Source organism: Acinetobacter sp. LoGeW2-3 (assembly GCF_002688565.1).
GTDB lineage: Bacteria > Pseudomonadota > Gammaproteobacteria > Pseudomonadales > Moraxellaceae > Acinetobacter.
Genome location: NZ_CP024011.1, coordinates 2,937,725 through 2,954,170, shown reverse-complemented (window position 1 = coordinate 2,954,170; position 16,446 = coordinate 2,937,725). Strand labels below are relative to the sequence as shown.

The 16,446-nt window shown below is 43.0% G+C and carries 12 protein-coding genes; all 12 read right to left on the bottom strand.

Annotated features, from left to right (window positions below):
- Positions 1 to 209: 209 nt before the first annotated feature.
- Complete coding sequence (locus BS636_RS14335; RefSeq protein ID WP_099339394.1) at positions 210 to 2,228, bottom strand: alpha/beta fold hydrolase; 2,019 nt, start codon at positions 2,226 to 2,228, stop codon at positions 210 to 212.
- A 118-nt stretch (positions 2,229 to 2,346) separates the two neighbouring features.
- Positions 2,347 to 3,255 carry an ABUW_2363 family tetratricopeptide repeat lipoprotein gene (locus BS636_RS14330; protein WP_099339393.1) on the bottom strand — a complete coding sequence of 303 codons (909 nt, stop codon included), beginning with the start codon at positions 3,253 to 3,255 and terminating at the stop codon, positions 2,347 to 2,349.
- A gap of 103 nt (positions 3,256 to 3,358) precedes the next feature.
- The gene (gene cysE, locus BS636_RS14325) at positions 3,359 to 4,168 is read right to left on the bottom strand and encodes a serine O-acetyltransferase (RefSeq protein ID WP_099339392.1); all 810 of its coding nucleotides are present in this window, start codon (positions 4,166 to 4,168) and stop codon (positions 3,359 to 3,361) included.
- On the bottom strand, positions 4,168 to 5,016 hold the full coding sequence (locus tag BS636_RS14320; protein WP_099339391.1) for an RNA methyltransferase: 849 nt from the start codon (positions 5,014 to 5,016) through the stop codon (positions 4,168 to 4,170). Before BS636_RS14320 ends, cysE begins: the two co-directional genes overlap by 1 nt.
- A 36-nt stretch (positions 5,017 to 5,052) precedes the next feature.
- Positions 5,053 to 8,625: a DNA polymerase III subunit alpha gene (gene dnaE, locus BS636_RS14315; RefSeq protein WP_099339390.1), complete on the bottom strand. Its 3,573-nt coding sequence runs from the start codon at positions 8,623 to 8,625 to the stop codon at positions 5,053 to 5,055.
- 551 nt (positions 8,626 to 9,176) lie between these two features.
- The gene (locus tag BS636_RS14310; RefSeq protein WP_099339389.1) at positions 9,177 to 9,872 is read right to left on the bottom strand and encodes a methionine ABC transporter permease; all 696 of its coding nucleotides are present in this window, start codon (positions 9,870 to 9,872) and stop codon (positions 9,177 to 9,179) included.
- On the bottom strand, positions 9,869 to 10,894 hold the full coding sequence (locus tag BS636_RS14305; RefSeq protein WP_099339388.1) for a methionine ABC transporter ATP-binding protein: 1,026 nt from the start codon (positions 10,892 to 10,894) through the stop codon (positions 9,869 to 9,871). Before BS636_RS14305 ends, BS636_RS14310 begins: the two co-directional genes overlap by 4 nt.
- Before the next feature lie 72 nt (positions 10,895 to 10,966).
- On the bottom strand, positions 10,967 to 11,842 hold the full coding sequence (locus tag BS636_RS14300; RefSeq protein WP_099339387.1) for a MetQ/NlpA family ABC transporter substrate-binding protein: 876 nt from the start codon (positions 11,840 to 11,842) through the stop codon (positions 10,967 to 10,969).
- Between the two features lie 537 nt (positions 11,843 to 12,379).
- Positions 12,380 to 12,919, bottom strand: a complete 540-nt coding sequence (locus BS636_RS14295) for a GNAT family N-acetyltransferase (protein WP_099339386.1) — start codon at positions 12,917 to 12,919, stop codon at positions 12,380 to 12,382.
- A gap of 135 nt (positions 12,920 to 13,054) precedes the next feature.
- Positions 13,055 to 14,338: a phosphoribosylamine--glycine ligase gene (gene purD, locus BS636_RS14290; RefSeq protein WP_099339385.1), complete on the bottom strand. Its 1,284-nt coding sequence runs from the start codon at positions 14,336 to 14,338 to the stop codon at positions 13,055 to 13,057.
- A gap of 147 nt (positions 14,339 to 14,485) precedes the next feature.
- Positions 14,486 to 16,060, bottom strand: a complete 1,575-nt coding sequence (purH, locus tag BS636_RS14285; RefSeq protein WP_099339384.1) for a bifunctional phosphoribosylaminoimidazolecarboxamide formyltransferase/IMP cyclohydrolase — start codon at positions 16,058 to 16,060, stop codon at positions 14,486 to 14,488.
- Between the two features lie 94 nt (positions 16,061 to 16,154).
- Positions 16,155 to 16,424: a DNA-binding transcriptional regulator Fis gene (gene fis, locus BS636_RS14280; protein WP_001086304.1), complete on the bottom strand. Its 270-nt coding sequence runs from the start codon at positions 16,422 to 16,424 to the stop codon at positions 16,155 to 16,157.
- Between the last annotated feature and the right edge of the window lie 22 nt (positions 16,425 to 16,446).

Sequence of the window (16,446 nt, the reverse complement as noted above, 5' to 3'; positions counted from 1 at the left end):
AAAGTAGTCTGCTCAAGAAATACAGTGTAAAGCGACTAAAGTTTGATATTTCAATTAATAATAAGAAATTCATCAAGCTGTAAATCTGTCTTTATCATCTGAGAGGAATGTTCGTTAATTTAGATCAGATGAAATTAAATCACTTTGGATGTATAAAAATTCTGGAAGCCAGAAAGTAAAAAGCCGATGATTAACTTCGGCTTTAATGCTTATTTGAGTACTTTTTGCGGTTTATATAAACCCAATTCAGTCAGATGCAATCGTAAGATACGGCGTAATTCAAGCACGGCTTCAGGTGTTTCCTGAATCGAGTGACCACCTTTAATGATTTCCTCAGAAATTGCACCTTTTAGCTCGGCACTTTTATAGGGAACCACATCATCCGTCATCACTAATTTATCAGTGCTATCGGTCATATTGCCCATGATGTTGTGGAATTTAAAACCTTTATAAGGCACGACATCACGGGTCAGGGCATTAAACTTCGAATTCTTGGATAAATCACTTGGTCCATTCTGAATCATGTCATGACCAATTTCCTTGATGAAATCATCCAGACCAATATCACCTTGCAGAGTATCCGCGAATGCACCTAAGAATGCACCCGGTAAACGGATAATTTTACGCGCTGCCAAGGTGAACCAGCGATCGGCATAATCTGTCCCACGATGTGGCGCTGCCAGGAAAATTCCTCGGCTAAAGTTTGGAATCGGTTTAAGCTGCAAACGCGCTTTAAATAATGAATTATTACGGAAACGGTCGATACGGCGGCTATTAATCAGTTCTTCGGTCTTTGGAATCAGGTTAGCATCACTGACTAAGAGACGGGCAATTACACCACCCATGCTATGACCGACCAATACCGCATCTTTCTTGGCTGGCTCTTGCGCATTGATACGTTGGAAACCTTGCTGAATCAGCGCATTGATCTGATAACGGCTTTCAAGAATTGGCATATTGGTTGAATAAAATACTTGCCAGACCTGGAAATTTTCACGTAGTACCGGATCACCCATAATGTCATTGGTCAGACGAATCCAGGCTTCAGGGCTACTGGCCAGACCATGGATCAGGACAATCACTTTTTTCTTCGGATTATACGGCTCCAGCATATACAGGTGCGGCATGGTCAGGTTGTCGTCCCGATCAATCAGCACCAGATAAGCAGCACGACCCAGATTATTTTCTGCTAGCCATAGGCCATAAGGCGCCGAGAAGTTTGCCGCCAGCGCATATTGTTTGCCGGCAACCGTTACTTTTTCATGCTTGTAGGGATCATGCAATTTTAACTGGAATTCCGGACCATTAATAATCTGCTCAACACTGGTCGCAGATTTAGGGACTGCGGTAATAGTCGTCGCCAAATAACGTGCTGCATGGATATTCGGGTTGCTGCCTTCTGCGTATTTAAAATTCAGCGGATCGACAATGTATTTCTTGTTTGAGGTGATGCGTTTTTCTTCAGGTAGGACCACTACAAATTCTGAACCAAAACCGTCACGTCGGGTAATCGAACGCAAGCCGGAGAAGTTCATGTTATAGGTCGACATCAATTGTTCGAAAGCCTGATCTTTGATTTCCGGATAGTTTTCAAAATCTACTGTATAAATACTATTTCCGACCTGAATCTTGCGGCTCACTTCTTTGGCTGGATGACGCTCGGAATAGACATGAATCAGATGAGCGATGGCTTGGTTGTAGAAATCACGAATTTGTACCTGACGGTTATCAAAAATGCGGTCTTGCGGTGCACGTTGGGTCTTGAACAGATAGGCATAGCTATAACGGATACTTTGATCCAGCATCGCCAGCTGCTGATCCTGGCATTTCTGAATATTCTGTTTTTGTAGCTGCTTTTTTTCTTCAGATTGGGTTTTGGTTAGAACACTGGTTTTGCAATCCGAACCTTTTCCTAATTGCAGAGATTTGGCTAAATACAATTCACTTGCAGTTGATAGCAGCTGCTCATCCAGAATTTGCGGAATTTCTTTGAGCTCCTCTACACATTCTTGTGGTTGTTCCGTACAGATGCGTGCCTCACGCCCGGTCATGGACAGTACATTCAGGCTGGCTTCACTGAGCTTATCCCGGGTCAAAATACTGTCACGTTCATTGCTGATGGTGACATTGAGGGCTTGTTGTTTCACACTGACCACCTGACAGCCGGTCAGGGCTGTGGTGAATAGGAGTGAACAGAGGACGAATGCTTTATTCATTTTATAGTGCATGTGAAATCTGAATGCTCTGTTAAATATTGAAATAATGTTTTGTATTCTACTCATTTTTATCAAAAAAAAGACTGCCGAAGCAGTCTATTTTGTAACTCAGATCACGAGTATTTTCACATTAATTTTTTGGTGTCAACACTTGCCACACATTCCAGCGTCCTTGCTTTTCAATTTCTTGAATCAGCTGATCTGCCACTTGCGCTTCTTGTGGGTATTTCACTTTATAGTTTTTCAGCACCTGAACCGCGTTCTTTTTATTTTCCATGGCAATATAGTTGTTTGCCGCAGATAAATACGCTTCCTGAACGCCAGCTTGCATCGCTTTTTCCAGGTATGGAATGGCTTCACGCTGACCGCCACCTTCAGACAGGCCAAAACCAAACCAGAAGTTTGCTTCTGCATCATCCTGATTCACTTTTAAAATACGCTGAGCATACGCCAAAGATTTAGTGGTGTACACCGAACCTAAGTCCAGATTACGCGCCATCACGCTGGCTTTAAATGCACGCAGTAAAATATCAAAAGATGCATTGTTATTTGCAGCTAGTGTATCCAGTTCCTGAGTCACGCGTTTTAGTTTCAGTTCAAAACCTTTACGCTCCTGACGGTCGCTAAAACGCGGTGGATAATGACGTGCTTTACCTTCAACCAGTTGCAGGAAATCATCAACTTCAGTGATATCAATTTCATCCGGTCCGGCTAAAGTTGCATAACGCATAGAACGCGTAGTGCTATTTACCACTGGAATGATCAGACGATTCACATCAAGTGTAATTTTTTTAGATGGATCATCACTGCTGTTTACTACCATTTTGGTTACAGGCGCAGCTGCAGCTTTTTGCAAGTGAACTTCAAATGGAGGTGGTTCGTTATAATTGAATGGATTTAAGGCATAAAAGGGTGGAGTGAGTTCCGGTTCAGCAAACACCATCGCCTGTTTAGGTGCTTCTTGCTTTTGTGATGGCGTTGAACAGGCCGTCAATGCAAGTGCTGCTAAGCAGGCAAGTGCCAAAGGCTTAAATGTCATGGTATACATCCATTTATGTTATTTTAAAAAATTGTGAAATTGCATGTTCGTCAGTCTAAAAAAACTGTAGCGAACATGCAAGTTACGGCATGTTACTGATGGATCAAGCTTTAGACTGAGAAGTCTGTGCTTCACACTCACGTCGTGCTTCTTCCAAAATTTTTAGATCTTCCTTACTGAGCGGATGTTCATTCAGCTGGTTTTTCTTGAAAGTTGGATCAAGCAGAGATAAACGGTTGCAGAGCATATTCATGCGTTTTTCATTTTGCTGAATACGATCTAGCAGCACACGCATACCTTCAATAATCGGATCAGACTGATCTTGTGTCGTTGCATAAGGCTGGAAGCCAATACTTTCGGCATAATCACGACGACGTGCTTCTGCATCATCTTTCGGCTGATCTTTAGTAATAAATCGGGCTGGATTACCGACCGCAGTGGTATTTTCCGGTACTGCTTTTGTCACTACGGCATTTGAGCCAACTTTGGCATTTTTACCGACGGTAAAAGGACCTAGAATCTTGGCACCAGCACCGACAACCACGCCATCTTCCAGGGTCGGATGGCGTTTGCCTTTATTCCAGGTCGTACCACCTAAGGTTACGCCATGATACAGGGTAACATCATCACCAATTTCCGCAGTTTCACCAATCACTACACCCATGCCATGATCGATAAAGAAACGGCGGCCAATCTTGGCACCTGGATGGATTTCAATCCCTGTCACAAAACGGCTAAATGAGGATAAAGCACGTGCCGTGCCTTTACAGTCTTTGTTCCACAGTTCATGAGCCACACGATGCATCATCAGCGCGTGAATACCAGGATATGTAGTCAAGACTTCCAGGGTGTTACGTGCAGCAGGATCGCGCGCGAAGACAGCCTGTATATCCTCTTTGAGCTGTTTGAACATTAGATTTGATCCTCGTCCTGTTGGGTAGTGTGTGAAGATTTCTTCCAGGTACCATTATTTAATGCTTGGACCCGACTGAAAATACCACGAAGTAAATGATATTCCATACGATCTAATTGTATACGTCCAAATAGGCGACGCAAGCGTAAAGGCAACAATCGTGGATTTTTTGGGTCCATAAACTCAATTTCTGCCAGCATTTTTTCTAAATGAGGGTAGAACTGTTTCATTTGCTCATGATTAACCAGTGGCTCATCCCATTCCATTTCAATGCCATCAATAACTTGCATGGTGGCTTTAGGATCACGAGGATGTTCCACCTGATCCAGTGCCGCCATACGCAATTCATAGCAAATCACCTGAATCGCTTGCGCAACATTCAATACTCCGTAGTCAGTATTTACAGGAATAGTTAAATGATAATTCGCCATCGCCAGTTCTTCATTGGTCAGGCCACGGTCTTCACGGCCAAATAAAATGGCAATTTCCTGTTTCTCTTCAACAACAGCTGAAAGTGCTTTTTCTGCTGCTGGACGGACATCTAGTAAAGGCCATGGAATAGTACGGCTACGCGCACTAGTACCAAACACAATCTGACAATCTTTAATCGCATCTTCTAGCGTTTCTACGATTTCAATCTGTTCGATCAGATCAGTTGCACCTGCAGCAAGTGCATCAATATCTGGGTGCGGATAAGTTTTAGGCGCAACCAGAACCAGTTTGCACAGGCCCATGGTTTTCATGGCACGTAATGCACTACCGATATTGGCAGGCAGGGTGGTATTAACCATGACAATACGCACATGGGAGAGATGTGCTGAAACAACAGCATTGTCAATTTGACTCATGATGATTCCAATTTAAATATTTTTAAAGGTCAGGATTTATGAGTATTGCGGTTGAGACTCGGCTTCATATTGTGCCAGAGCATCGTCCATACTCATATCTGAAGGTGGAGGTGGAACCTCAACTGGCTTGGCTTCTTCATAAGACACAGCACGTGCAGCTTTAGATTTCACCTGATACTCGATATATAACGCAGTCTTGCCAAAATAGTCACGCAGCTTGGCGAGAAGATCATCTAGCGGCGCAACTTTCCAGCTTAAGCCCAGATGCAGTTCAGCTGTGGCATAGCTATAATCCAGATACAGAATCACTGGAATATGGGTGCTCATATCCACATTGGTATATGGCATCAAAATTTGCTGTAAATCACGACTTAGAGTCTTGCTATAGTGTTCAGCTTGAAGGGTAATCTTGATGCTGTTGGCACGTTTTTGACGGATCTCATTTAAGCTAAAGGCTTTGGTGAGACGACCCAGTGGACGGTCAAAACCTTCACGCTCGTAGATTTCACCTTCAATCACCACGACTTTATCGACCTGAACAATGTCTTTAAAGCGCTGGAAGCGTTCATGGTTGGTGGAGATTTCGATACGCGCAGTACCATCATCTAGCGTGACCATCATACGGTTCGGGAAGTTAGCGACATCGACTACCAGACCGGCAAATACAGTGGTTACACCACGACGGGTCGGAGTTAATTCGTTGATCTGACAAGGTACAAAAGCTTTGAGCTCAGTACGATAAACATCGATTGGGTGGCCGGTCAGATAGAGACCTAAGGTATCTTTTTCACCTTTTAGGCGAACTTCATCAGACCACGGTTTGACAGGTTTAGAAGGTTTACGTTGAACTTCTTCAACTTCACCAAATAGGTCCATAATACCGGTTTCACGGTTTTGACGGGCCTGATCCGCTGCTTGTACCGCTTCAGGGAGTTGCGCCATCAGATCCGCACGTTCAATGCCCAAGCAATCCAGTGCACCAGCACGAATCAAGGCCTCAAGAGTACGTTTGTTGATTTTCTTCAGGTCAATACGATGGCAGAAGTCAAACAGGTCTTTATATGGACCCTCTTTCTGACGTGATTCGATTACCGACTGCATCGCCGCTTCACCGACGCCCTTGATCGCGCCCAAACCATAAACAATGGTTTTTGGATCGCTGGCATGGAACTGGTAAATCGACATGTTCACCGAGGGTGGAAGAACTTCAAGTCCGTTATGACGGCAGTCATCAATCAGGAACACCACGTTATCGGTGTTCTGCATTTCCGAGGTCATCACCGCGGACATAAATTCAGCAGGATAATGCGCTTTTAACCAGGCTGTTTGATAGGCAACAAGGGCATAGGCGGCAGCATGCGATTTGTTAAAGCCGTAGCCTGCGAATTTTTCCATATAGTCGAAGATATGGTTCGCTGTCGCTTCATCAATGTCTTTTTTCGCAGCACCTTCAATGAAGATTTTACGCTGCTTGACCATTTCCTCAGGTTTTTTCTTACCCATCGCACGACGAAGTAAGTCCGCACCACCCAAGCTATAGCCCGCACAGAACTGTGCCGATTGCATTACCTGTTCCTGATAGACCATGATCCCGTAAGTCGGTTCCAGAACCTTTTCCAGCAAGGGATGCAGGTATTCAAAATCACCACCATGCATACGGTGGATAAAGTCAGGAATCAGGTCCATTGGACCCGGACGATACAATGATACGAAAGCGATAATCTCCTCAAACTTGCTTGGACGTGCTTCCTTGAGCATCTTCTTCATACCGACGGATTCAAACTGGAATACCGCGGTGGTATTCGCCGTCGCGAAGATGTTATAGGCAGGTTTGTCATCCAGCGGAATATAGGAAATATTGACTGGCTCAGTGACATCCGGACGAGCATTGATGTGCTTGATGGCATCTTCAATAACGGTCAGGTTACGTAGACCCAAGAAGTCGAATTTGACCAGACCAGCAGCTTCGACATCATCCTTATCAAATTGAGCAACACGTGCAGTACCATCGGCATCACACATGACAGCTGAATAGTCGGTCAGTTTGGTTGGCGCAATGACCACACCACCGGCATGCTTACCGGTATTACGGGTGATACCTTCAAGCTTGAGTGCCATTTCCCAGATTTCTGAAGCATCGTCATAATCGGGATTCGATGGATTTGTGACTACATCTTTTAGTTGTGGTTCGGCTTCCAACGATTCTTCCAGACTTAAACCCAAAGGCTTGGTTGGAATTAGTTTGGAAATACGATCAGCCAGACCATAAGATTTACCCAGTACACGGGCTACGTCACGAATCGCACCTTTAGCCGCCATGGTGCCGAAAGTCGCAATCTGGGATACCGCATCACGGCCATATGTCCGTGCCACATAATCAATTACGCGGTCACGACCAGCGATGCAGAAATCGACGTCAAAGTCGGGCATTGACACACGTTCCGGGTTCAAGAAACGTTCGAACAGCAGGTCATAACGCAGTGGGTCAAGATCGGTAATTTTGAGGCTGTACGCTACAAGGGAACCGGCACCTGAACCACGACCCGGACCCACCGGTACACCATTCCCTTTGGACCATTGAATGAAGTCCATCACGATCAGGAAGTAACCCGGGAAACCCATGTCCAGAATAATTTTGATTTCAAAGGCCAGACGTTCATCATAAGGCTGCCGGATTAAAGGCCAATCTTCTTCACGTTTTTCTGGTGGATACAGGAAATTCAGGCGTTCTTCTAAACCTTCTTCACATAAATGTGCGAAGTAGGTATCAATAGTATGGCCTTCAGGAATTGGATAATCTGGTAAATCGTTGAAACCTAAACGTAAGGTGACATTACAACGTTTTGCGATATGGAAGGTGTTCTCAATCGCGGTTGGAATATCTGAGAACAGCTCCGCCATTTCTGTTGAGCTTTTAAAATATTGCTCAGGGCTATAGGTTTTAGGACGGCGATTATCACCGAGCACATAACCATCGGCGATACAGACACGTGCTTCATGCGCTTCAAAATCTTCACGAGCAATAAAGTGCACGTCATTATGTGCCACCACACCGATATTATATTTCTTCGCGAGCTTTACCGCTTCTTCAATGAATGTATCTTCATTAGCACGGCCGGTGCGGGTAAGGGCTAGATAAACACGGTTGCCAAATTTCTCTACCCATTCTTGTAGTAGCGGTTCAGCTTTATCAGGATTTGAGGTAATCAGCATTTTGCCGACATCGGATTGCATGCCCAATAACACGATCATGTCATCGTGTTGGTTCAAGATCCAATCTTTCTGTACACAGGGAATATCTAGTTGCTGGCCGCTGATATAACCTTCAGAAACCAGTTCGGTCAGGTTGCGCCAGCCTTTGTTGGTCATGGATAGCAGGGTGACCCGATGCTCGGCATCATTCAGGCGGATTTCAGAGCCAAGAATTGGCTTGATACCCTTATCCAGACATTTTTTATAGAATTTAACCGCGGCATGTAGATTGGATAAATCAGTCAGCGCGAGTGCTGGCATCTCGTCATTCGCAGCAGCTTTGACCAAGTCAGGTATACGTACGATGGATTCAGTAATCGAAAATTCTGTATGAATACCAAGATGAACAAAGTGCATAAATGAGTCCCTGCAAAAACCACTCGATAGTTTAGCACGGGATTTATTGTTTCAGTTTGAAATTGAGGGGAAATGCTGAACTTTTAGATTGTGAATTAGAATTGACTTAAAGTCATGTTTATCATTTTATCGGAATAGAACTACGCACCCAAATTGAATTTGTATTAGGCGACATGGATGTCGCCGTTGGCTTGTGATACAGGGACGTATCATCAAGCCAACAGAAGATTTTTTTTACTTTTGATCTTTCAAAAGTAAAAAAAAGAATTTCAAGTGTCAGTAAGTTTATTCATGAAGTTATTTGAAAATTAGAATTTCATTATTTTTACTTTAATTTAAATTTTGAGTAGTTATGCCTTACTTTTGACGGGCCAAAAATAACAAAACCCCTTTGTTGATCTGATGGCACTTCCATGTGCCACAGATCAACGGCAGCATCCATGCTGCTAAGTCATGTATCAAATGTGCGCTTCGATGTTTAAGATGCAGATATTTTATCGGTAGAAAATAAAACCCTCAGAAAGAGGGCTTTATTTACTTAGGAATTTAGCTTAACGAAGTCGTGATAACCAGTCCCCAACACTTTGTACAATCTGCACTACGATCAACAAGACAATTACAGTCATGATCACGACAGAGGTATCAAAACGCTGGTAACCATAAGAAATCGCTAAGTCGCCAATACCACCGGCGCCGACTGCACCTGCCATCGCTGTTGCACCAATCAAGCTGATGGTTGCTGTGGTCAGGTTCAGAATCAGTGAGCTACGTGCTTCCGGCAGAATAAACTTAAAGATAATCTGCATTGGCGTTGCGCCCATCGCTTGTGCAGATTCGATAATGCCTTCATTCACTTCCAGCAGAGAAGTTTCTACCAGACGGCCGATATAAGGACCGACATAAATCGTCAGAGGTACAATCGCTGCCCAAGTACCAATTGATGTTCCGACCAAAAACTTGGTTAGTGGAATCACCGCAATTAGCAGGATAATAAATGGCAGGGAACGTAGTGCATTCACGATCGGGTTTAGAACGTGGTAAATCACACGGTTTGGCAGAATCCCGTTTGGACGTGTTACCAGCAAAATGATCGCCTGAATAAAGCCCCAGATACAGCCAAACAGCATTGCAAAGAACACCATATGGAAAGTTTCTTGCAACGCAGTGACAAACTGATCCATCGATAGGGAGCTTTTCCAGAATGGTACAGTGATCGTGGTCAGCCACTGTACAATTAAGTCTCTCATTCTTGTACTCCTGCCTGATCGACTTGTACGCCGTTATCTCTTAGATATTGCATTGCTGCTGTGATTTGCGCTGGATCGCCTAAAAGTTGGATAAACATCTGACCAATCACCGACCCATTAATTTCTGTCATATTGGCAAACAGGATATTTAAACTGATATCGAACTGTTTGATCGCACCCTGAATCACGGTTTCCTGCGCAGAGCTACCCAGGAATTTTAAACAATAAATACTGTGATGATTCTGATTTTCCAGATTCGCCAGAATATTCACTGGCAAGTTTTGCTGGAGTACAGTCTGAATAAAATTTTTCGTCGTTGGATGCTGTGGCTGACTAAAAATCTGTAGGGTAGAACCCGTTTCAATCACATCACCTTTTTCCATCACGGCCACATAATCGCACACGGTTTCGATCACATCCATTTCATGAGTCACCATGACAATGGTAATGCCTTGTTCCTGATTAATACGTTTCAGAAGTTGCAATACAGACTTGGTGGTTTGTGGATCAAGAGCAGAAGTGGCTTCATCACACAGCAGAATTTTTGGATGATTCGCTAGGGCACGCGCAATACCAACACGCTGCTTTTGACCGCCTGACAATTCATCCGGGAAAGCATGACGCTTATGTTTTAGGTCAATAAAATCCAGCAGTTCTTCGAGACGTTTTTCCCGTTCAGCTTTACTCCAGCCAAGCAACTTCATTGGCATTTCAATATTGGCAGCCACTGTTTTAGTCTGCATCAAGTTAAAATGCTGAAAAATCATGCCGATCTGGGTACGTTCCTGACGCAATGATTTGGCATCCAAAGCAGTAAAGTTCGTGCCATTGATAATCACCTGACCAGAAGTAGGGCGTTCAAGCAGATTAATCAGGCGGATCAGGGTACTTTTACCTGCACCACTATAGCCAATAATGCCAAAGATACTGCCAGTCGGAATCTGCAAATTGATCCGATTCAGGGCACGTAAGGTTTGACCCTTGAGCTCATACTGTTTGGAGATGTCTTTAAATTCAATCATAGTGTCAAATACTGCATCACGAATAAAAAAACAGGCAAGAAATCTTGCCTGTTCTGAATATTGATTATTGTATTACTTTTCTTCGGTTAAATAAGTCACTGGTTTATTTACAGCAACTTTAGTACCACCGAAGTGTTCATCAACATAGGCTTTCACAGCAGGAGTATGATACAACTGGCCAACTTTTTGAAGTACAGGATCATTTTGACGGTCAGCAGCAACGGCTAAAACGTTAACATTCATTTTAGTGCTTTGATCAATCGCTTCGTAGTAGATCGCATCTTTCAATACGTTCAGACCACCTTCCATTGCCAAAGTATTACCTAGAACAATCGCATCAACTTCATCTTTCACACGAACTGCAGTTGCCATTTGAATTGGCTTAATCACAATCTGTTTCGCATTTTCAGTAATGTCAGCAGGCGTACCTTTTACCAGGTCAAAGTTTGGTTTAAGTTTTACCAGACCTGCAGATTGTAATAATAACAATGCACGTGATTCATTCGCGCCATCGTTAGGAATAGCAATTGTCGCACCTTGCTTAAACTCTTCAACTTTTTTCACTTTGCTTGAGTAAATCCCCATTGGCTCAAGATAAGTCGTAGAAAGCGGAGCGATCTTTTGAGTATTGGCGTCGTTATAAGCGACCATATAGGCATAAGACTGGAATGCGTTGACATCAATTTCTTTATTGGCAACAGCAGTATTCATCGCCACATAGTCAGTGAAGTTTTTCACATCAAGTTTGATGCCGGCTTGTTTAGTTTCAGGCAAAGTTGAAATGTAGCGCCATACGTCAGCATCTGAACCAGTGGATGCCATAGTAACTGTTTGCAGTTCACCTGAGTCTTTGTTTTGTGCTGCGTCCGTTGCAGGCGCTTCTTGTTTTCCGCACGCAGTTAAAGTCAGTACAGATGCACTGAGTAAAACGCCAAGTAGCTTTTTCATAAAGATGTCCTAATTCTCGTGTTGCCTAAAGTATATGCATTTTAAGATCATGTTAAAGTGGAGTTTTATTACACTTTCAGCTGACCTTAGATCGAGTCGCATGTGGCTCCGGCAGGGAAAATGCAAATGTACTGCAACAGTTCACGTTAATTCGATCGGGTCAGAGTTCACCAAGCCGCTATATCATTTTTCTATTTGGAGAGAGTAAATAGAGATTTTTAAAAGATATAATCGTATTTGGTGCTCTGAATGGGCGCAATCATAGCAATTATTATTTATTCGATATAGTGGATAAAAACTATTTACTTATCTTTTTAATAGAATATAAATTAGATGAAAATGATCAAAATATTAATGAATACAATATATTATTTTTATTGAAGATAAGGCGGAATTATGAAATGCTTAAATATTGATCTTTATAAGATTTTATCCAATAGAAATCATAAAAATGAATAAACATGATAAATCTACCAGTTTATTAAGCTACTGAACGATCTTTTTTAAAGAATGATTAAGGATAACTTAAATCAACTCTTATTTACTTGAATAATTGCTTTGATCGATCTCATACAACACATGCCAACATAAAGGGTGATCTTCTGGCAGCTTTGGATGCTGAAATTCTTGAGTCTTTACCATACCTATCTTTTTCATCACCGCTTCAGAAGGCGTATTGATTGTGGCGGTGAAAGACACAACTTTATCCAAACCTAAAGTGGTAAATGCGTAATCCAATACTGCACGTGCACCTTCAGTGGCATAACCTCGATGCCAATACTTTTTGGCAAGTCGCCAGCCGATTTCAATACAGGGTGAAAACTCAAACAGATCAGGCTGTGGTTGCAGGCCAATAAAGCCAATAAATTCTTTAGTCTCTTTAAGTTCAACTGCCCATAAACCCCAACCATACTGATCAATCTGTCGAGTAACTTTTTCAATAAACTGTAGGCTTTGTTCAGGTGTCAGTGGGGCAGGAAAATAACGCATGACCTCATCATCTGCACACATTTGGATAGATGGGGCAATGTCGGAGTCTTTCCATTGGCGGAGGATGAGGCGTTCTGTTTCTAACATTTCTAAAAATGGAATTTAGTGATCTAGCTATTTATAAAACTATAAAGCCAAGCATGAGTAAAGTTGAAATTCTTAACTATAAAAAAAGCCCCGCATTCAGCAGGGCTCTTTACTTAATATTTTAGAAAAAAACAATTAAGCATTTTCACGTGCAATCGCACGGTAACCAATATCTTTACGGTATTGAACGCCGTCAAAAGTCACTTTTTCACAAAGTTCTAATGCTTTCGCTTGTGCTTCACCAATGGTATTACCTAGTGCAGTCACACAGAGCACACGACCACCCGCAGTGACGATTTCGCCTTTTTCATTGGCTTTCGTACCTGCATGGAATACTTTCGCATCAGTCATTTCAGTATCTAGGCCTGAAATCACATCGCCATTGCTTGAAGTTTCTGGATAGCCTTTAGATGCCAGTACGATCCCCACAGTTTTACGCTCATCCCATTCAGCTTCTTTCGGTAAATTACCTTCAAGACCTGCTTGAACCAAATCAACTAAAGATGATTTTAGACGCATCATGATCGGTTGAGTTTCAGGATCACCAAAACGGCAGTTGAACTCGATCACTTTTGGTTGACCTTTGTCGTCAATCATCAGACCTGCATACAAGAAACCTGTGTATACGTGACCGTCTTTTTTCATACCTTCAACAGTTGGACGCATCACCTCGTTCATGGCTTTTTCAAACACATCAGCAGTGACAACAGGAGCAGGAGAGTACGCACCCATACCACCTGTGTTTGGACCTTGGTCACCTTCAAAGATACGTTTGTGATCTTGAGAAGTTGCCATTGGCAGGATGTTGTCGCCATCAATCATACAAATGAAAGATGCTTCTTCACCAGCAAGGAATTCTTCAATGACTACACGAGAACCGGCATCACCAAATTTGTTGCCTGCCAGCATGTCATCAATCGCATCAAATGCTTCCTGATTAGTCATGGCAACAATCACGCCTTTACCTGCAGCAAGGCCATCGGCCTTGATCACAATTGGCGCACCATTTTTTTCAACAAATGCTTTTGCTGCTTCCACTTCGGTAAATACATCGTAGAAAGCTGTTGGAATGTTATGACGTTTTAAGAAATGTTTAGCGAATGCTTTAGAGCCTTCCAGCTGAGCAGCAAATTGAGTAGGCCCCCAAACTTTCACACCTGCTTCGCGGCAAGCATCTACCACACCATTTACCAGCGGTGCTTCAGGTCCCACGATAATCATTTCAATTGCATTGTTTTTTGCAAAATCAATGATGGCAGGATTGTCGAGAATGTCCAAAGTGACATTTTCACATTTATTTTCAGTTGCGGTGCCTGCATTGCCCGGTGCAACAAATACTTTTGCTACTTGATCGTCTTGTGCGATTTTCCATGCAAGTGCATGTTCACGGCCGCCACTACCTAAAACTAAAATGTTCATCTTTAGAAAATTCCCTCGAAAATGAAATTCCACAAACCCAATGAGGTTTAAAAATCTTTTAACATCTTATAGCAAGATATTAAATAATCTACTGATGTAACAAACCCTCCTTACGAAAAGGAGGGTCTGGAATTTAATACTTAAAAATTAGTGGCGGAAATGACGCATGCCAGTGAATACCATTGCAATACCAGCTTCATCAGCTGCTGCAATTGTTTCTTCGTCACGCATTGAACCACCCGGTTGGATAATGCATTTGATACCTGCTTTCGCAGCGTTATCAATACCATCACGGAATGGGAAGAATGCATCAGACGCCATCACTGCACCTTCAACCACTAAACCTGCATGTTCAGCCTTGATCGCAGCAATACGAGCAGAATTTACGCGGCTCATTTGACCAGCGCCCACACCAATAGTTTGACGGTTTTTCGCATAAACAATCGCGTTAGACTTCACGTATTTCGCCACTTTCCAAGCGAAGATCATGTCATCGATTTCTTGTTCAGTTGGTGCACGTTTAGTCACAACTTTCAGGTCATCTTTAGTGATCATGCCCAAGTCTTGATCTTGAACCAGTAAACCACCGTTTACGCGTTTGTAGTCAAGCTGTGCAGCACGTTCGTCAATCTTCGGAAGTTCGCCACATACAAGTACACGGACGTTTTTCTTCGCGCCAGTCACGTCAAGTACACCGTCAGCAACGCTTGGTGCAATGATTACTTCAACGAATTGACGATCCACAATTGCTTGCGCAGTTGCAACGTCTAATTCACGGTTGAATGCAATGATGCCACCGAATGCAGATTCTGGATCCGTTGCATATGCAAGATCATAAGCTGCTTTAATACCGTCCAGAGATACTGCAACGCCACATGGGTTCGCGTGTTTTACAATCACACAAGCAGGTTTCGAAAATGATTTAACACATTCAAGTGCAGCGTCAGTGTCAGCGATGTTGTTATAAGATAATTCTTTACCTTGTAACTGTTTAGCAGTCGCAACAGAAGCTTCTTTCGCAGCTGGATCTACATAGAACGCAGCAGACTGATGTGGGTTTTCACCGTAACGTAAGTCTTGAGCTTTGTTCAATTGAGTATTGAAAGTACGCGCAAATTTATCTGCCTGACCTTCTTCTTTACCTACGCGAGCGCCCAAGTAAGATGCGATCATACCGTCGTATTGAGCAGTATGTTCGAATGCTTTAACAGCAAGGTCGAAACGGGTTGCATAAGATAAAGCACCCTCAGCTTTAAGCTCAGCAATTACAGTTGCGTAGTCAGCAGCATTTACCACGATACCAACAGATGCGTGGTTTTTCGCAGCAGCACGGACCATTGTTGGACCACCGATGTCGATATTTTCAATCGCATCAGCCAGTGAACAGTTTGGTTTCGCTACAGTTGCAGCAAATGGATACAGGTTAACAACGACAAGATCGATCGCATCGATGTTGTGTTCAGCCATCACAGCTTCGTCTAGACCACGACGAGCCAGGATGCCACCATGAATTTTCGGATGTAGTGTTTTTACACGGCCGTCCATCATCTCTGGGAAACCAGTGTGCTCCGAAACTTCGACTACAGCGACATCATTGTCTTTCAACAATTTGTATGTACCACCTGTAGATAAAATTTCTACCCCAAGAGCAGCAAGGTCTTGTGCAAATTCGACAATACCGGTTTTGTCAGAAACAGAGATTAAAGCGCGTTTAATAGTCATGATCTTCGTCACAGTTACCAAGGAACAGATTAAATCTAAATAGCTAATTTACAGTCAAAAAAAATGCCTGCGATTAACGCAAGCATTTTATCATTTATTCACTCATTAAACCGTGTGCTTTTAACTTTTTACGTAAAGTACCACGGTTTAAGCCGAGAATTTCAGCAGCGCGGGTCTGGTTACCACGCGTATATTCTAGAACTACAGATAGAAGAGGCTTCTCCATTTCTGCTAGCACCATGTCATACACCTGAGAAGGTTGCTCGCCTTGCAGTTGTGCAAAGTAGTGGCGAACTGCGCGATCTACGTGAATACGAAGAGCGACATCAGATTGTGCAGTAAAAATAGGAGATTTGCTATTCATGCGAATTAATCCGAAAAATCAA